The sequence below is a fragment of the Sphingomonas sp. M6A6_1c genome, from assembly GCF_053345135.1.
This window is the reverse complement of sequence record NZ_JBKEZO010000005.1, coordinates 331,363-349,484: the sequence shown is the minus strand read 5'-3', so window position 1 is coordinate 349,484 and position 18,122 is coordinate 331,363. Positions and strand designations below refer to the sequence as shown.

Annotated in this window: 16 protein-coding genes; 10 read left to right on the top strand and 6 right to left on the bottom strand. The window is 68.8% G+C overall.

What is annotated here, in order from left to right:
- Window positions 1-7: 7 nt before the first annotated feature.
- The 4 genes from kdpB to ACLBWH_RS12765 form a co-directional block, all read right to left on the bottom strand.
- Entirely contained in the window at window positions 8-2,044 is a 2,037-nt protein-coding gene (gene kdpB, locus ACLBWH_RS12780) for a potassium-transporting ATPase subunit KdpB (RefSeq protein ID WP_447799291.1), read from the bottom strand.
- A 12-nt stretch (window positions 2,045-2,056) separates the two neighbouring features.
- Window positions 2,057-3,760 carry a potassium-transporting ATPase subunit KdpA gene (gene kdpA, locus ACLBWH_RS12775; RefSeq protein ID WP_447799289.1) on the bottom strand — a complete coding sequence of 568 codons (1,704 nt, stop codon included), beginning with the start codon at window positions 3,758-3,760 and terminating at the stop codon, window positions 2,057-2,059.
- Window positions 3,761-3,776: 16 nt separating this feature from the next.
- Window positions 3,777-3,866, bottom strand: a complete 90-nt coding sequence (gene kdpF, locus ACLBWH_RS12770) for a K(+)-transporting ATPase subunit F (protein WP_022685962.1) — start codon at window positions 3,864-3,866, stop codon at window positions 3,777-3,779.
- A 109-nt stretch (window positions 3,867-3,975) separates the two neighbouring features.
- Window positions 3,976-4,833 (bottom strand): TorF family putative porin, encoded by an 858-nt coding sequence (locus ACLBWH_RS12765; protein ID WP_447799287.1) that lies wholly within the window; start codon window positions 4,831-4,833, stop codon window positions 3,976-3,978.
- A gap of 330 nt (window positions 4,834-5,163) precedes the next feature.
- On the opposite strand from ACLBWH_RS12765, the gene ACLBWH_RS12760 reads away from it, so the two are divergent.
- Entirely contained in the window at window positions 5,164-7,761 is a 2,598-nt protein-coding gene (locus ACLBWH_RS12760; RefSeq protein WP_447799285.1) for a TonB-dependent receptor, read from the top strand.
- On the opposite strand, the gene ACLBWH_RS12755 is transcribed toward ACLBWH_RS12760, so the two are convergent.
- Window positions 7,758-9,098, bottom strand: coding sequence for an ATP-binding protein (locus ACLBWH_RS12755; protein ID WP_447799283.1), 1,341 nt, complete (start codon window positions 9,096-9,098; stop codon window positions 7,758-7,760). The two genes, ACLBWH_RS12760 and ACLBWH_RS12755, sit on opposite strands and share 4 nt — an antisense overlap.
- Entirely contained in the window at window positions 9,095-9,775 is a 681-nt protein-coding gene (locus ACLBWH_RS12750; RefSeq protein WP_322850685.1) for a response regulator transcription factor, read from the bottom strand. Before ACLBWH_RS12750 ends, ACLBWH_RS12755 begins: the two co-directional genes overlap by 4 nt.
- 113 nt (window positions 9,776-9,888) lie before the next feature.
- On the opposite strand from ACLBWH_RS12750, the gene ACLBWH_RS12745 reads away from it, so the two are divergent.
- The 9 genes from ACLBWH_RS12745 (at window position 9,889) to ACLBWH_RS12705 (ending at window position 18,088) form a co-directional block, all read left to right on the top strand.
- Window positions 9,889-11,703 (top strand): PAS domain S-box protein, encoded by a 1,815-nt coding sequence (locus ACLBWH_RS12745; RefSeq protein WP_447799280.1) that lies wholly within the window; start codon window positions 9,889-9,891, stop codon window positions 11,701-11,703.
- Between the two features lie 217 nt (window positions 11,704-11,920).
- Window positions 11,921-12,547, top strand: a complete 627-nt coding sequence (locus ACLBWH_RS12740; RefSeq protein WP_322850687.1) for a biliverdin-producing heme oxygenase — start codon at window positions 11,921-11,923, stop codon at window positions 12,545-12,547.
- On the top strand, window positions 12,525-12,977 hold the full coding sequence (locus ACLBWH_RS12735; protein ID WP_447799279.1) for a YbaN family protein: 453 nt from the start codon (window positions 12,525-12,527) through the stop codon (window positions 12,975-12,977). The genes ACLBWH_RS12740 and ACLBWH_RS12735 overlap by 23 nt, the downstream gene beginning before the upstream one ends.
- Before the next feature lie 59 nt (window positions 12,978-13,036).
- Window positions 13,037-13,978, top strand: coding sequence for a hypothetical protein (locus ACLBWH_RS12730; protein WP_447799277.1), 942 nt, complete (start codon window positions 13,037-13,039; stop codon window positions 13,976-13,978).
- Window positions 13,968-14,777, top strand: a complete 810-nt coding sequence (locus ACLBWH_RS12725; RefSeq protein ID WP_447799275.1) for a metallophosphoesterase family protein — start codon at window positions 13,968-13,970, stop codon at window positions 14,775-14,777. The genes ACLBWH_RS12730 and ACLBWH_RS12725 overlap by 11 nt, the downstream gene beginning before the upstream one ends.
- Window positions 14,777-15,457: a hypothetical protein gene (locus ACLBWH_RS12720; protein WP_447799273.1), complete on the top strand. Its 681-nt coding sequence runs from the start codon at window positions 14,777-14,779 to the stop codon at window positions 15,455-15,457. The genes ACLBWH_RS12725 and ACLBWH_RS12720 overlap by 1 nt, the downstream gene beginning before the upstream one ends.
- 428 nt (window positions 15,458-15,885) lie before the next feature.
- Complete coding sequence (locus ACLBWH_RS12715) at window positions 15,886-16,620, top strand: methionine ABC transporter ATP-binding protein (RefSeq protein ID WP_447799272.1); 735 nt, start codon at window positions 15,886-15,888, stop codon at window positions 16,618-16,620.
- Window positions 16,617-17,282 (top strand): methionine ABC transporter permease, encoded by a 666-nt coding sequence (locus ACLBWH_RS12710; RefSeq protein WP_322850785.1) that lies wholly within the window; start codon window positions 16,617-16,619, stop codon window positions 17,280-17,282. The genes ACLBWH_RS12715 and ACLBWH_RS12710 overlap by 4 nt, the downstream gene beginning before the upstream one ends.
- An 11-nt stretch (window positions 17,283-17,293) precedes the next feature.
- Window positions 17,294-18,088 carry a MetQ/NlpA family ABC transporter substrate-binding protein gene (locus ACLBWH_RS12705; protein ID WP_447799270.1) on the top strand — a complete coding sequence of 265 codons (795 nt, stop codon included), beginning with the start codon at window positions 17,294-17,296 and terminating at the stop codon, window positions 18,086-18,088.
- Window positions 18,089-18,122: the final 34 nt, after the last annotated feature.

Sequence of the window (18,122 nt, the reverse complement as noted above, 5' to 3'; positions counted from 1 at the left end):
TTGCGTGTTACGCCAGTCCCAGGCCGCCCACGGCGAGGTCGATCAGCTTGATCCCCGCGAAGGGGGCGAGCAGCCCGCCCAGCCCGTAGACCGCGAGGTTGCGCGCGAGCAGCGGCCCCGCCGCCATCGGCTTGTACGCCACGCCCTTCAGCGCCAGCGGCACGAGTAGCGGGATGATCAGCGCGTTGAAGATGATCGCGCTGAGGATTGCCGATTGCGGCGTCGCCAACCCCATCACGTTGAGCACGCCGAGCCCGGGATAGAGCGCGACGAACATCGCCGGGATGATCGCGAAATATTTGGCGACGTCGTTGGCGACCGAGAAAGTGGTCAGCGCGCCGCGCGTCATCAGCAATTGCTTGCCGAGCCCGACCACCTCGATCAGCTTGGTCGGATCGCTGTCGAGATCGACCATATTGCCCGCCTCGCGCGCCGCCTGCGTGCCGGTGTTCATCGCGACGCCGACATCGGCCTGCGCCAGGGCGGGCGCGTCGTTGGTGCCGTCGCCGCACATCGCGACCAATTTGCCGCCCTGCTGCTCCTTGCGGATCAGCGCCAATTTGTCCTCGGGCGTGGCCTGGGCGAGGAAGTCGTCCACCCCCGCCTCGGCGGCGATTGCCGCGGCGGTCAGCGGATTGTCGCCGGTGATCATCACCGTGCGGATGCCCATCGTGCGCAGCTCGCCGAAGCGTTCGCGGATGCCCGCCTTGACCACGTCCTTGAGGAAGATCGCGCCGAGCAGCCGCCCGTCCATCGCCACCGCGAGCGGGGTGCCGCCGGCGCGTGCGATCTCGTCAGTGGCGCGGCGCAGCTCGGTCGCCGCCGCGGTCTCGCCCGCGCCCGCATTGGCGCGCAGGATCGAATCGACCGCGCCCTTCTGGATCAGGGTCGCGCCGATCTGCACGCCCGAGATACGCGTCTGCGCGGTGAACGCGATCACCTCGGCATCGTCGGGCAGCCGCGCGGTGGCGACTTGGAAACGTTCGCGCGCCAGCGTGACGATCGAGCGGCCCTCCGGCGTCTCGTCGGCGAGGCTGGCGAGCAGCGCCGCCTCGGCGAGCTCGCTCGGGCTGACCCCGGCGACCGCGCGGAACTCGCTTGCCTGACGGTCGCCGATCGTGATCGTGCCGGTCTTATCGAGCAGCAGCACGTCGACGTCGCCCGCCGCCTCCACCGCGCGGCCCGACTTGGCAAGCACGTTGAAGCGCACCAGCCGGTCCATGCCCGCGATGCCGATCGCCGACAGCAATGCGGCGATCGTCGTCGGGATCAGCGTGATCAGCAACGCGGCGAGGATCGACACCGGGATCGACCCGCCGGCATAAGCGGCGAAGCCCGGCACCGTGCCGACCGCGATCAGGAAGATGATCGTCAGGCCGACGAGCAGGATGGTCAGCGCGATCTCGTTCGGCGTCTTCTGCCGCTCGGCGCCCTCGACCAGCGCGATCATCCGGTCGAGGAAACCCTGTCCCGGATTGACCGTCACCCGCACGCGGATGCTGTCGGAGATGACGCGCGTGCCCGCGGTCACCGCCGAACGGTCGCCGCCCGCCTCGCGGATCACGGGCGCGCTCTCGCCGGTGATCGCCGCCTCGTTGACCGAGGCGACGCCGGCGATCACCTCGCCGTCGCTGGGGATCAGGTCGCCGGTCTCGACCAGCACCACGTCGCCGATCGACAGCCGGCTGGCGGGCACCCATTCCCACGCATCGGCCACGCCGATCAGCTGCTTGGCGCGCAGCTCCGCCTTGGCGTCGCGCAGGCTGGCCGCCTGCGCCTTGCCGCGGCCTTCCGCCAGCGACTCGGCGAAGGTGCCGAACAGCACCGTCAGCCACAGCCAGACGACGAGTTGCAGCTTGAAGCCGATGGTCAGCCCGTCGCTGCCGACTGCGAGCAAGGCGGTGAGCAGCAGCGCGACGACGGCGGTGACGAACATCACCGGGTTGCGGACGAGCTGGCGCGGATCGAGCTTGCGGAACGCATCGCCGATCGCCGGCAGGATCAGGTCGGCGGTGAACAGGGATTTGGTTTGTGCGCGTGCCATGTGCGGCGCCTTTTAGGAGAGTTGGCCGTGGATCATGGCGAGATGATCCGCGATGGGACCGAGCGCGAGGCCCGGCAGGAAGGTGAGCCCGCCGAGGATCAGCACGATGCCGACGAGCAGGCCGACCCACAGGCCGCCGGTGGTCGGAAACGAGCCGGCGCTTTCCGGCGTGTGCTTCTTGGCGGCGAGACTGCCGGCGATGGCGAGCATCGGCACGATGATGAAGAACCGTCCCACCCACATCGCCAATCCGAGCAGCCCGTTGTAATAGGGCGTGTTCGCGCTCAGCCCGGCGAAGGCCGAGCCGTTGTTGCCGACCGCGCTGGTGAAGGCGTAGAGGATCTCGCCGAAGCCGTGCGGCCCCTTGTTGAGCGGCCCCGCCAGCCCCGGTGCCACCACCGACGACAAGGCGGTGAGGCCGAGGATCATCAGCGGCAGCACCGCGATTGCCAGCACCGCGAGCTTGACCTCGCGGCTCTCGATCTTCTTGCCGACATATTCGGGGGTGCGCCCGACCATCAGCCCGGCGACGAACACCGCGAGGATCGCGAACAGCAGGAAGCCGTAGATACCAGCGCCGACGCCGCCGATCACGACCTCGCCCAATTGGATGTTGAACAGCGGCACCAGCCCGCCCAATGCGGTGAAGCTGTCGTGCATGCTGTTGACCGCGCCGCACGAGGCGGCGGTGGTGACGACCGCGAACAGCGACGAGGCGGCGACGCCGAAACGTACCTCCTTGCCCTCCATATTGCCGCCGCCGACGCCGAGGTGGTGGAGCACGGGGTTGCCCGCCGCTTCCTGCCAATAGGTGACGGTGACGCCGGCGAGGAACAGGATCACCATCGCCGACAGGATCGCCCAGCCCTGCCGCGTGTTGCCGACCGCCTTGCCGAACGTCCAGGTCAGGCCGAAACCGATCAGGAAGATGGACAGCATCTGCACCATGTTGGTCAGCGCGGTCGGGTTCTCGAACGGATGCGCGCTATTGGCGTTGAAGAAGCCGCCGCCGTTGGTGCCGAGCATCTTGATCGCCTCCTGGCTGGCGACCGGGCCGAGCAGCAGCGACTGTTTCGCCCCCTCCAGCGTGGTGACGTCGACGACGCCGGCGAGCGCCTGCGGCACGCCGCTGGCGATCAGGAACACGGTGTAGACGATACAGAGCGGCAGCAGCAGGTAGAGCGTAACGCGCGTGCAATCCGCCCAGAAATTGCCGATCGCCTTCGCCTCGCGGCGCGCGAAGCCGCGAAACAATGCGAAGGCGAGCGCGATGCCGGTCGCCGCCGACAGGAAATTGTGGATCGTCAGCCCGAGCATCTGGCTGAGGTTCGACATCGTCGATTCGCCGCCATAGCTCTGCCAGTTGGTATTGGTGGTGAAGCTGACCGCGGTGTTGAACGCGAGGTCGGGCGACAGACCGGCGAGCCCCTGCGGATTGCCGGGCAGCACGCCCTGCAAGCGCAGCACCGCATAGGTAAAGGCCATCAGCGCGACGTTGAAGATCAGCATATGGACGGCGTAGCGGCGCCAGCCCTGTTCGGCGGTCGGGTCGATGCCGGCGAGCCTGTAGAAGCCGGTCTCGACCGGGCCGAGCAGCGCGTGGAGCGGCGTGCGCCGCCCCTCGTACAGGGCGAACAGCCACATACCGACGGGCTTGGTCAGCGCCAGCAGGATGCCGACGAATGCGAGGATCAGGATCCATCCCTGCAAGGTCATGGGAATGCGCTCCTTTCTAGAAGCGTTCGGGGCGGATGAGCACCGCCACGAGATAGATGAGCAGGCCCAGCGCGGTCAGCGCCGCCAGCCACAGGTCGAGCGTCATGGCGTGCGTCTCCGGTCAGGCGTTGTCGCAGAGCCGGGCGTAGGCGAGCGTCGCCGCCACCAGCCCGATCATAATCGCGATCCACAGCAAATCGTGCATGGCGGTGTCCTCAGAAAGCGGCGGTGAGGCCGACGACGATCGCGCCGTCGGCGATGCTGCCGCGGCCGTCCTGGCCGCGGCTGAAGCTCGGCTGGAGATAGGCGGAGTCGCGGCCGCTGATGTCGGTGTCGACGTAGCTCACGCCGAGCGTCAGGCTGCGCCAATGCGCGTCGGCGCCGAGCGACCAGTCCCAATAATCGCCGGTCGGCGTCACGCTCGTCGCGTTCGGCCCCAGCCCGTCATTGCCCCAGCTATGGCCGACATGCGCACGCGCGGTCAGCGGCGTACCGGCGACCGCCAGCGCGCCGTCGCCGGCGAGGTACAGATTGTCCTTCTTGTCGCCGCGGTCGGTATAGACGCCCGCCGCCGCCTCCGCACCGGTCCGATACCAGCGGCCCAGCGCCTGCTGCTTGGGCGCATAAGCGACGCTGGCGGTCAGCGTCGCCGGACCGGCGGTGCCGGTCAGCTTTGCATAGGGTTCGGCGAAGTCGGTCTTGTCGGCGCCGCCAGGGTACATGTACCAGGTCAGCCCGACGTCGAGCGTTGCATTGGGCGCCAGCGCGTGCTTGTACCCGCCGATCAGATCAAGCTCCATGTTCGCGCCGCCGAACGTACCCCAGCCGGCGAGGTTCGACGCCCAGGTGCCGACATACAGCCCACTGTCATGCGCGATGGTCAGGCCGCCCTGCACCGCCATGTCCTTGTCGGACTGCGACACGCCGCGGAACCGATAGTCGGACACCAGCCCGACCGAACCCGAAACGGTGACCGCCGGCGGCGGTGCGGTGTCGCTCGCGGCGGATTGCGCGAGGGCGGAAGCCGGCAGGCCGCACAGCAGCGCGGCGCCACATAAACGATAGACGATCATCACGTTACCCTTTTGGTCGCGGCCGGGTCGTCATGATCGACGGCGGGGCGCGTCCCAGGCAGTGCGATTAGGCAGGCCGGGCGTAGCAAAGCGAGATCGCTTTCCGAAAAACGCATAGCATTCGCATATATTTGCGCGTTTTCGTCGGTCCCCGGCAGCGGTTCGGGAGGCGCCTGACGCGCCCGCCCCTCCCTACGCAGCGGCAACGACCCCAACATGAACTCAAGATGACATCGATGCATCGACCGGCGTCACCGAACAGTCACGGAGAATACTTCCACCGCCGCTAGTGGCGCGGTTCATCACATAACATTCTCAGGGGGACGTTCTTTGTCCGGTTCTTCTCATGCGCGTGCGTACCTGCTGGCTGGCGCGGCACTGCTGGCGCTAACCGGTGCCACTCCGGCCTTCGCACAGGCCCAGTCCGACACCCCGGCAGCACCGGCGGTCGTCGCCGATCCCGATCCCGACACCGGCGGCAGCCAGTTGCAGGACATCGTGGTGACCGCGACCCGGCGCGAGACCAACCTGCAGAAGACGCCGATCTCGATCAGCGTGCTCAACACGCAAGGCTTGCAGGACCGTCACGTCCTCAGCCTGTTCAACCTTGCCGACGGCACCATTCCGTCGCTGCGCATCGCGACGTTCGAAGCGCGCCAGTCGGCGTTGACCATCGGCATCCGCGGCATCGTCCCCTACGACCAGAACCAGACCGCGCGTGACGGCGGCGTCGGCGTCTACATCGACGGCGTGGCACTGGGTAAGACGCAGGGCCTCAACGCCGCGCTGTTCGACATCGAGCGGATCGAGGTGCTGAAGGGCCCGCAGGGCACGCTGTTCGGCCGCAACACCGAAGGCGGCGCGCTGTCGCTCGTTTCGAAGGCGCCGACGGGCGTGTTCGACGGCCGCATCACCGCGGGCGTCGGCAATTACGGCAGCTACAACACCGACGTGCACGTCGATCTGCCGTCCTTCTACAATGTCGCGCTGAAGCTGGACGGCGTCTACCAGCATCAGGACCCGACCGTGAAGGACCCGCTGACGGGCTCGACCGGCTGGAATTATTACGATCGCAAGGGTGGTCGCATCGCGGCGCGCTGGAAGCCGGTCGACGGCCTCACCGCCGACTTCGCCTATGATTATGCGAAGGACGAGAACACGCCGCAGTTCAGCCAGCTGACCAACTACAACCCCAACGGCTATACGGTCGGCGCGTTCAGCGGGACGACGCTGGTCCTGCCGGGCACGACCAGCGCGTGCGGCGGCACCATCACCGCTGCGCAAGCCACGGCCGGTCGGCAAGTCTGCATCGCGCCCAAGGCACCGCTGGTCGGCGTCCACCCCGACCGCCAGAAGGTTGCCGACGTCGGCGTGCCGCAGCAGCCCAGCGTTGACATCACGCACGGCTTCTCGTCCAACCTGCGGTATCAGATCGATCCGGCGGTCGAGCTTCGCTCGATCACCGCGTGGCGCGGCGTCAGCACCGACCAGTGGGACAATTCGGGCGGTCCGGAGCGCAGCAGCTTCGCGCCGAGCTCCAATTTCAGCCGCTACAGCCTCTCATACCTGCGCCAGCACCAATTCAGCCAGGAATTCCAGGCGGTCGGCAGCGTGCCGCAGTTCGACTACGTCGCCGGCGCCTATTATTATACCGAACACGCGACCGAATATGCCGCGACGCCGCTCAGCAACCTGTGGAACGCGGACGGCACCGCCTACACGATCCGCAGCCCGATCCCGGGCAATGCCAACGCGATCAGCGGCGCCAATTCGGGCTATCAGCAGTACGACCCGTCGTGCAACAACACGCTCGCGACGACCGTGCCGCAATTCGCCAACAGCTGCCAGTTCATCACCCGCGCCAGCCAGGCGAGCGACCACAATTACTCGCTGTTCGGCAATTTGACCTTCACGCCGGCGGCGCTGGGCGACGTGCTGCACATCACCGCGGGCGGCCGCTGGACGAAGGACAAGCGTCACGGCACGCTCTACGTCGTCAACAACCGTGCGGACCTGCAGGTTGCCGGCACGGTGTCGCCGTTCGCCTTCCAGAACAGCATCAGCCGGTTCGACCCGATGCTCAACGTCGCATTCGACGCGACGCGGGACGTCCACCTCTACGCCAAATATGCGACCGGCTTCCGCGCCGGCGGCGCGAACGACCGTTCGCTTGCATTCAATGCGTTCGGTCCAGAAGCGGTCAAGTCGTATGAAATCGGCTCGAAGATGGACTTCTGGAACCACAAGGCGCGTCTGAACCTCGCCGGCTACATCATGAACCGGTCGAACACGCAGTTCGATTTCGACTATTACGACACCAACGGGTCCAGCCCGACCAACGGCAGCCACATCGAACAGACGATCAACGCCGGCAAGAGCAAGATCCGCGGCATCGAGGCCGATCTGACCGTGGCGCCGGTACAGGGCCTGACGCTGACGGGTTCCTACGCCTACACCTATTGGAAGGCGCCATCGGCGGTGAACCCGCTGACCCCGGGTGCGCCGGCGCAGCAGCTCTACATCGTCTACACGCCGCGCAACGCCGCGTCGGGGGCGATCGACTATAACGTGCCCATCGGCAACGGCGATGCCACCGTCCGCTTCCACCTCGACGGCAATTACGCGAGCAGCCAGTACAGCTTCCAGCTCGAGCCGACGAAGACCGAGGCCAGCTTCATCATGAACGGCCGCCTCGCGCTCGCCGACATCGCGGTATCGGACCACAACAAGGTCACGTTCGCCTTCTGGGTGCGCAACCTGCTCGACACGACCTACGTCTATCGTCGCTCGGCGGCCAATTCGTCGCCGGTGTACAATTACGGTGCCAACGGCCAGCTCGTCTCGACCAGCTACGGCGGCATCCTGGGCGATTACGCCAACTTCAATCCGCCCCGCACCTGGGGCCTGGAAGCGACGGCACGGTTCTAATTGTCCGCATCGCACGGAAAGGCGAGCCCGAGCACCAGCCCGGGCTCGCCATCCTCCAGATACAGGTCGCCGCCGTGCAGCCGCATGATCGCGGCAATCAGCGGCAATCCCAGACCATGACCGGGGCGATTGCGGCTCGCCTCCAGCCGGCCGAAGCGGCGCAGCGCCAGCGCGCGCTGGTCCGCCGCTATGCCCGGCCCGTCATCGCCGATCGTCACCATGGCACGATCGCCCTCGATCGCCGCGCCAAGCGTGATCCGTGTCCCCGCCGGCGTATGCCGCAGCGCATTCTCGACGCCGTTGAGCAGCGCCTGTTCGATCAGCCGCGGGTCGCCGGTGATCGGCACCGGACCGCCCACTGCGACTACCAGATCACGGCCGCCGTCCTCCGCAACCGGTGCCATCGCCTCGCCGATCTCCGCGACCAATGCGGCTAGATCGACGCGGGTGAAGCCCGCGGTGCGTCGCCCGCTTTCGATCTCGGCGATGCGCAGCATCGCGCCGACCATCCCCAGGATCGCATCGCATTCGCCGATCGCTTGTTCGACATCGTCGCGCATCCGATCGTCCGCCCGCGTCGCGATCGTCGCCAGCCGGCTGCGCAACCGGGCGAGCGGCGTGCGCAGATCGTGCGCGACGTCGTTCGAGACGTTGCGCAACCCCTCCATCAACTCGGCGATCCGGTCGAGCATGCGGTTGAAGGCATGCGCCTGGCGGTCGAATTCGTCGGCCGATCCGGTTACCGCCACCCGCCGCTGCATATCGCCGGCGATGATCGCCTCCACCGTCAGCCGCGTCTCGGCGAAGCGCCGCGCGATCGTCTGCCCGAACGCGATGAGCCCGCCAAGCACGATCACCACGATCAGCGCATAGCCGAGCAGATAGATATACTGGCGCGCGCCGCGATAGCCGTCGAACGGCTCGGTCTCCGCGATCGTGGTCAGCGTCAGCCCGTCGCCGACCGGCCGGGTGAACGCCCGCCCCGCCGACAACCCCTGGATACGGTCGCGCCGCCGCACGTCGGCATAGCCCGGCGCGAACCGCCGAGCCAGCGTGACGTTGCCGCCGAGCCGCCCGCCGGCGGCGTCGGTGAGCTGGAAGCCGATGTCGCCGGTATCGCGTCGCCGCGCGAGCGCGGCGATCCGCGCCAGCAGCAGCGGTGCCGTGGCACGGCGGCCGTCGGCGGCGACCAGCGCGCTGACGTTCTCGATCCGCCGGTCGACCAGCCGATCGATCGTTCCCAGCGTCAGCCGATAGGTCGCTAAACCGGTGCCCGCCGTCGCGACGAGGAACGCCGTCACGAAGCCGACGGTCAGCGCGCGCAGGCTGGGCTTCATCCGCGCATCATATAGCCGATGCCGCGCAACGTCTGGATCGGATCGTCGCCGCCGCCCTCGGTCAGCTTGCGGCGCAATCGGCGGATATGGACGTCGACGATGTTGGTGTCGGGGATGAAGTCATAGCCCCACACCCGCTCGATCAGCATCGCCCGGGTCAGCACCGCATCGACGTTGCGGACCAGCTCGACGAGCAGCTTGAGCTCCAGCTTGGCAAGGTCGATCGGCCTGCCGCCCCGCCACGCGCGGAAGGTGGTCGGGCTGACGACGATGTCGCCGGCCTGCAGCGTGTCGGCGCTCGACGTCGTCCAGCCGCGCCCGCGCAGGATCGCGGTCAGCCGCGCATGCAGCTCCATTGCCGCGACCGGCTTGACGACGTAATCGTCCGCCCCCGCCTCCAGCCCCTCGACCTTGTCGTGCGAAGCGGACAGCGCGGTCAGCATGATCACCGGCAGCGTCATCCCCCCCGCCCGCAACGTCTGGAGCACCGACATGCCGTCGAGCCGCGGCATCATCCGGTCAAGGATCACCGCATCGAACGCCGCCTCGTTCATCACGGTCAGTGCCTGCCGGCCGTCGCTCGCGATCGCGATCGCGTGACCGATCGCGCGGAGTTCGTTGGCTAGCGCCTGGGCATACAGGGTATCGTCCTCGACGAGGAGAAGATTGAGAGTCATCGCGGCGGATAAACGCGGCCTGGGCGGCGCGGCGTCAAGTGTTTTCATCGCCGGATCGGGCACCGTGCGGAATGCGAACGATCTGGATTCGGGCGGCGCGCGGCGATAAGACGATGAAAGGGGCCGGAAGAGGGAGGCGGACGATCGACGACCTGCCGTTTTCCGCCCGCGATCTTCCCGGCGAATGGACACTCCTCGACGCTGCCCGGCATGCGGTCGTGATCACCGGCCCGGCGATCGACCCGCCCGGCCCGGTCATCCGCTACGTCAATCCGGCGATGCAGGAGCTGACCGGCTATACCCGCGACGAGCTGGTCGGCGCGACGCCGCGCCTGCTGCAAGGTCCCGGCACCGACCGGTCGATGCTGGCGCGGATGCGCGATGCGTTGGCCGCGGGCGAGGGCTTCCACGGCGAGGGGATCAATTACCGCAAGGACGGCAGCGCCTATCTGGTCGACTGGACGATCGACCCGGTGCGCGATGCCGATGGCGCGATCACCGCTTGGCTGTCGATCCAGCGCGATATCACCGTGCGGCGTGAGGATGCGATGCGTGCCGGGGAACGCGAGGCGCGGCTGGGTGCGATCTTCGCCGATGCCTCGGTCGGCCTGTCGGTCATCGATGCGCAGGGGCGGTTCCTGCGCGTCAATCAGGAGCTGTGCCGGATCCTCGGGCGCAGCGAGGACGTCCTGCTGCGCAGTACCGTCGCCGACGTCACCTTCGCCGACGACTTTCCGGCGTCGGTGCGCGCGCTCACCAAGGCGGTGGACGAACGCCAGCCGGCGGTGCTCGACAAGCGCTACCGGCAGCCCGACGGGATGCTGGTCTGGGCGAACAGCACGGTCACGCCGATGGCAGACGTGCGCGGCCAGCCCGGACATCTGCTCGTCGTCACCGTCGATCTGACCGCGCGGATGGAGATCGAGCGGGCGTTGCAGGAAAGCGAGACCCGCTTCCGTCAGTTCGGGGATGCGTCGTCGAATGCCTTGTGGGTGCGCGAGGCCACCGGGCTGCGGCTGGAATATGCCAATCCGGCGTTCGAGGGGCTCTATGGATTGCGCGCGGACGCGGTGGACGTGGCGCAATGGGCGGAGTTGATCGTCGCCGAGGATCGCGCGCCCGCGGTCGCGGCGATCCGCAGCGCCTGCGCGGGCGAGCATCGGACCAGCACGTTCCGCATCCGCCGCCCGTCGGACGGCGAGACGCGCTGGGTGCACGACACGGTCTTCGCGCTGCGCAACGGCGGCGCAATCGAGCGGATCGGCGGGATCAGCGTCGACGTGACCGATGTCGTCGCCAATGCGGAGCGGCTGGAGGTGCTGGTCGCCGAGTTGCAGCACCGTACCCGCAACCTCATCAACCTGGTCCGCTCGATCGCCGACCGGACGGTGCGGTCGAGCAGCGACCTCGCCGGCTTTCGCAGCCGCTTCGTCGACCGGCTGGAGGCGCTCGCCCGAGTCCAGGGGCTGTTGTCCCGCTTGCAGGACGTCGATCGCGTCAGCTTCGACGAGCTGGTGCGCAGCGAGATGTCGGCGATGGCGGGGGTGTCGGAGCGGATCGTGCTCGACGGGCCGCAGGGCATCCGGCTGCGATCGTCGGCGGTGCAGATGCTGGCGATGGCGCTGCACGAACTGGCGACCAATGCGGTCAAATATGGCGCGCTCGGCCAGCCGCAGGCGCGGCTGACGGTGCGCTGGTGGCTGATGCCCGCCGCCGACGGGGCGTCGCCGCGCCTGTGCATCGACTGGCGCGAATCGCAGGTGGTGATGCCGCAGGACGGCGCGCCGCACGGCACCGGCCAGGGGCGCGAGCTGATCGAGCGCGCCCTGCCCTATCAGCTCGATGCCAGGACGCATCTGTCGCTCGAGCCCGATGGCCTGCATTGCACGATCGACCTGCCGGTGTCGGAGACCAACGGCGGCGGGTAATCTTCACAATCTTCTCGCACAGGCGCCTATACAGCGCCAAGCAACCCAAGGACTTACCGGATTTCGCTGGCCATCCCCGCGCCAGCGGCATATCGTGAGAATGCTTCGCAATAGCTAAACGAAGGTCGCAACCATGCCATCGGGGACGTCTGCCATGTCGAACGGACCGACTTCCAGTCCGCCGCGCCACCCGTATTACCGTTCCGGAGACTTTGCCATGACGCTCGCCCCCACCGCCGCCGCCGCGGCCGCCGCAGCGCCGGCGGCATCGCCGAGCCGCGCGAAGCGGCTGAAGGCGCTGACCCACGCGACGCACGAGCGGCTCGACACCACGGTCTCGACCGCATCCTCCTTCGCCTCGCGCGACGGGTACGTGCGGTTCGCCCGCATGCAGTTCCTGTTCCACCGCGACATCGACGCGCTCTATGCCGACGCCGATCTGCAGACGCTGTTTCCGGACCTCGCCGCACGGCGGCAATTGCCGTTGTTGCAGCAGGATCTCGCCGACCTCGCCGTCGCCGTGCCCCAGCCCGACGCCGCGCCGGCGTTCGCGCCGGGCACGCCGATCGACCTGCCGGGCGCGCTCGGCTGGCTGTATGTCGCGGAGGGATCGCGGATGGGCGCGACGTTGCTGCGCAAGGATGCCGCCAAGCTCGGCCTGTCCGACGATTTCGGCGCGCGCCACCTCGCGCCCGCGCCCGAGGGGCCGGCGGCCTATTGGCGCATCTTCACCGCCGCGCTCGACGGGATCGCGCTGGACGCCGCGGCGGAGGACCGGGTGATCGCCGGCGCCGAGGCCGCCTTCGCGCGGGTGCAGGCCTATGCCGACGACACCCTCCGCTGACGCCGCGCCGTCGGTGACCGGGCTGATCGCGCGCAGCCGCGTCAGCCGGGCCTTGTGGATGACGCTCGGCTGGATGCTGGTCGGCGTCGGCTTCGTCGGGCTGTTCGTGCCGCTGCTGCCGACCACCGACTTCCTGATCCTCGCCTTGCCCTGTTTCGCGCGCTCGTCGGTGCGGCTGGAACATTGGCTGCTCGATCATCCCCGCGTCGGCCCGCCGCTGCGCGCGTGGCGGACGCAGCGCGCGATCCCGCGCCATGCCAAGATCGCCGCCTGCACCGGCATCACGATCGGCTTCGTCTCCTTCTACGCGCTCGTCCGGCCCGGCGCATTGCCCGCAGTCGCCGTCGCTGCGGTGCTGATCGCCTGCGCGGCATGGATCGCCAGCCGGCCGGCACCCGGGGCAGACGGCCCGCATCACACGATAGATTAAGCCAAATTCTCGATTAACCATCCCGGATTCGTGGTAGGTCTTCCGACAGGGAGACAGATATGACGCATCGGGTGGGCATCATCGGCACTGCCATCGTCGCGCTCGTCACGGCCATGCCGGCCGCGGCGCAGGATCAGGACGTGCGCGGCGACGACGGCACGCGGCAGGCGATCCGCTACGACATCAGCGGCCCGGTCTCGCCGTCGAGCGGCACCGCGACGGTGTCGGCGAGCAGCGTGCCGCAGGCGATGGAGCGGCTGACCGACGACGGTGCGCGCGCCGACATCTCGCTCGGCTCGATCTATGCCGAGGGCAAGTTCGGCACCGCGTCCAAGACGACGATCTGGAGTTCGGCGCTCGGCGCGCGGCTGCGCATGGGCGACTGGACGCTCTCCGCCTCGCTGCCGTGGATGCGCATCCGCAGCCGCTCGACGATCTTCACCGGGATCGATTCGACGCCGATCCTGGTCGCGCCCGACACCGCCGCGACCAAGCGGACGTTCGACGGCTTCGGCGACCTGACGCTGGGCGCCGCCTATACGATCGTCTCCGCCAATACGCCGCTGGAGGTGCAGCTGTCCGGCCGCGCCAAGATCAACACCGCGACGGAAAGCAGCGGCCTGTCGAGCGGCAAGAACGATTATGCCGGCGGCGTCGACGTCTCCTATCCGATCGGCAAGCTCACGCCGTTCGGATCGTTCAGCTATCGCTTCCTCGGCGACACCGCACGCTACGATCTGCGCGACGGGCCGGCGGCATCGGCCGGCGCCTCCTATGCGCTCGGCACCAACAGCTTCCTGCTCGCCTCCTACCATTATTCGCGCGCGGCGACGCGGCTGGTCGCGGATGCGCACGAGCTGTTCGCCGGCGCCTCGACCCGGCTCGCCGGCACGCCGCTGCGCCTCACCGGCTTCGCCACCGCCGGCCTGTCGCGCGGCGCCCCCGCGGCGTCGGCCGGGCTGTCGCTGTCGCTCGGCCTCCAGAAGCGCAATGCCCGCTGAACTGGACGAGGCCGAGCTGGGCGATGCGGTGACGCGCGTCTATGCGATCGGCGACGTGCACGGCCGCTACGACCTGTTCCGGCGGCTGATGAACATCATCGAGCGCGACCAGGCTAGCCGGCTGGCGGCGCCGACGCGGATGATCCTGCTCGGCGACATCGTCGATCGCGGCCCCGATTCCGCCAAGATGGTGCGGGGCTGCATGAACCTCACCGCCTCGACCGACCGCTTCATGGTGCTCAAGGGCAATCACGAGGAGATGATGGTCGATGCGTTGCGCGGCAGCCTCTACGCCTATCGCCAGTGGCTGAAGTTCGGCGGTCGCGAGACGCTGCTGAGCTGGGGCGTCGACGAAGCGCTGCTGGAAGGGCCGGCGACGATGGACAAGCTGCGCCACGCCGCCGCGATCGTCGGCGAGGAGGCGATCCAATGGCTGGCGCGGCTGCCCCTCTATCATCGCCACGGTGATTATCTGTTCGTCCACGCCGGCATCCGCCCCGGCGTCGCGCTGCGCCGCCAGCGCGCCGAGGACATGCTGTGGATCACCGACGATTTCCTCGATTCCGAGGAATCGCACGGCATGATCGTCGTCCACGGCCACACCATCTGCGAACATCGTCCCGTCGTGCGCAACAACCGGATCGGCATCGATACCGGCGCCTATCGCACCAACCAGCTGACCGCGATCGGCATCGAGGGCGGCGAGCGCTGGATGCTCCACACGACGTTGCTGCCCGAACTGATGCTGACCGAGGACGACACCACGTCCGAGGACGAACCCATGGCCCGGAACGGCTGATGCCCCCGCCCGGCTTCAACGACAAACGGCTCGACGCCAATCTCGCCTCGATCCTCGGCCTGCCCGACGCGCCGCCGCCCGCGCCGCCGCCGCCACCGGCCGCGGATGAAACCGGCGCGGTGCCGACGCTGCACCGGGTCAAGACGTCGCGGCGCGCCTCGGCGACGGTCGCCGCGTCGCTCGGCATCGCGCTGGTCGCCGGGGTCGGGCTGTTCGTCGGACGGTCGGTGACGGCCCCGCCCGCGTCGGCGCCGCACCGGGTGATCGACGTGCCCGGCGCACCGGCACCGGCGGTGTCGGCGACGATGACCGCGGCGGCCACCGCGCCCCAGCCGCGTCCGTTCCGCCGCCACCGCCGGCCGTTCGCATCGGCCGCATCGCCCGCCGAGGCGGCGATCGACCTGCCCGGCGCCTCGCCGAGCACGACGCCGAGCACCCCGCTGCTCGCCGAGGCGCTGGCGGAGACGGTGCGCAACAGCGTCGCCCCGACGCCGGCGGCCGAGGCGCCGCCCACCGCTACCGCCGCGGCACCGCGCGTCGCCGCCGAGCCGCCCGCTCCGCGCCCCAGCGCCGCCGCGACCGCGGCCGCCCCGGCGGCCTCGCCGGCTGCCGCGCCCGATCCCGCCCGCGCGCGCCGCGACAGTATCGACGCGATCCGCGCGCTGCGCCGGCAATGGTGACCGGGGCCGTCGCATAGGGGCGTCACTCGCTCTCCAACTCCACCCCGTCACCCCGGACTCGTTCGAGACCTCTGCGGAAGCGGCATCGCCGGTGGATCAGCACGGTGCTCCTGCGAAATCAGGAGCCTAGTCCGGATCGACATGCAGGGGCTTGGCTAGAATTCCTCCCCCGCCAGGGGGAGGTGGCATGCCGCAGGCATGACGGAGGGGGAGGACACGCAACGCAAGACGTCGCTTACCTCCCCCTCCGTCACGGCTTCGCCGCGCCACCTCCCCCTGGCGGGGGAGGAATTTGATCTAGACCTGCCTCGCGCGCCGCGACGGGCAAAGCAGCCTTTAGCGTCCCCAAGTCTTCTGCCGGTGGCGCGGCGGCGTTCGATCCGGCACAGGCTCGGCCTTTGCGTAGCGAAGGCGGCGAACGACCGGTCATGATCAAGCTTACCGACGTCCGAAAGCAATTCCCCGGCGGCGCCGCGCCGGCGCTGGACGGCGTGTCGCTCGACATCGCGAAGGGCACAGTGTTCGGGATCATCGGCCGCTCGGGCGCGGGCAAGTCGACGCTGATCCGGCTGCTCAACGGGCTCGAACGGCCCTCCTCGGGCCATGTCGCCATCGAGGGACAGGTGATCGACACCTTGCCCGCCGCCGACCTGCGTCGGCTGCGCCAGCGGATGGGGATGATCTTCCAGAATTTCGGCCTGCTGTCGTCGCGCACGGTGGCGGGCAACGTCGGCTTCCCGCTCGAACTCGCCGGTGCGCCGCGCCGCGACCGCGAGGCGAAGGTTTCCGCCTTGCTCGACCGCGTCGGCCTCGCCGCGCTCGCCGACCGTTATCCCGCGCAGCTCTCGGGCGGCCAGCGCCAGCGCGTCGGCATCGCCCGCGCGCTCGCGACCGACCCCGCCGTGCTGTTGTGCGACGAGGCGACCAGCGCGCTCGATCCCGAGACGACGCGCGACGTGCTCGCGCTGCTCCGCGACCTCAATCGCGAACTCGGCCTCACCATCGTGCTGATCACGCACGAGATGGAGGTGGTGCGCAGCATCTGCGACCGCGTCGCGGTGATCGAGGCGGGGCGGATCGTCGAGACCGGCGCGGTCGACGCCGTCTTCGCCGCGGCGCGCCACCCCGCGACGCAGCGCATGCTCGCGGCGGTGGCGGCATGACCGGCCTGTTCGTCAATATCGACTGGCCGGAGATCGGCCGCGCCTGCGTCGACACGCTGGCGATGCTGTCGGGATCGCTGTTGCTGTCGATCCTGTTCGGCCTGCCGCTCGGCGTGCTGCTCTATCTCACCGGCGAGCGCGGGCTGCTCGCCAACCGATTCGGCAATGCGGTGCTCGGCGCCATCGTCAACGTGCTGCGCTCGGTGCCGTTCATCATCCTGCTGATCGTGATGATCCCGCTGACCATGGCGCTGGTCGGCACCTCGCTCGGCGTCGCCGGCGCGATCCCGCCGCTCGTCGTCGGCGCCGCACCTTTCTATGCGCGGCTGGTCGAGAGCGCGCTGCGCGAGGTCGACCGCACCACGATCGAGGCGACGCAGGCGATGGGCGCGACGACGCGGCAGATCGTCACCGGCGCGCTGATCCCCGAGGCCCTGCCCGGGCTGATCGCCGGCGCGACGGTGACCGCGGTCGCGCTCGTCTCGTTCACCGCGATGGCCGGCGTGGTCGGCGCGGGCGGGCTCGGCGATCTGGCGATCCGCTTCGGCTATCAGCGCTTCCAGACCGACGTGATGGTCGTCACCGTCGTGCTGCTGGTCGCGCTCGTCCAGCTCATCCAATATGGCGGCGATCGTCTCGCCCGCCGCGTCACCCGCCGTTGAAGGTCCCGCCGATGAACCGCCGTACCCTGCTCGCTACCGTGTCGCTCGGCCTCATCGCCGCCTGTTCGGGCGGCGCCAAGCCCGATGGCGCCACGCTCACCGTCGCCGCCACCGCGGTGCCGCATGCCGAGATCCTCGAACAGGTGAAGCCGCTGCTCGCCAGACAGGGGCTGACGCTCGATATCCGCGTGTTCAACGATTACGTGCAGCCAAACCTGCAGGTCGACCAGCGCCAGATCGACGTCAATTACTTCCAGACCAAGCCGTATCTCGACCAGTTCAACGCCGCGCGCGGCACGCATCTGGTGCCGTTCGCGGGCATCCACGTCGAACCGCTCGGCGGCTATTCGCGCCGCTACAAGACGCTGGCGCAACTGCCCGACGGCGCAACGGTGGCGCTGCCCAACGAGCCGAGCAACGGCGGCCGCGCGTTGCTGCTGCTCCAGCGCGCCGGGCTGATCCGGCTGAAGGAGCCGACCAACGCGCTGTCGACGCTGCGCGACATCGCCGCCAATCCCAAGCATCTGCGCTTCAAGGAGCTGGAGGCGGCGACGCTGCCGCGCGTGCTCGGCGAGGTCGATCTGGCGATGATCAACACCAATTACGCGCTCGACGCCAAGCTCAACCCGACCCGCGACGCGCTGGTGATCGAGGACGCCAAATCACCCTACGTCAATTTCGTCGTCGGCCGCGCCGGCGAGCAGGACGACCCCCGCGTCGTCAAACTGATCGCCGCACTGCGCAGCCCGCAGACCAAGGCGTTCATCGACAGCCACTATAAAGGCGCGGTGCTGCCGGCGTTTTGAGGCGATCAGGGCGGGTTTTCCACCCCGCCAGCCT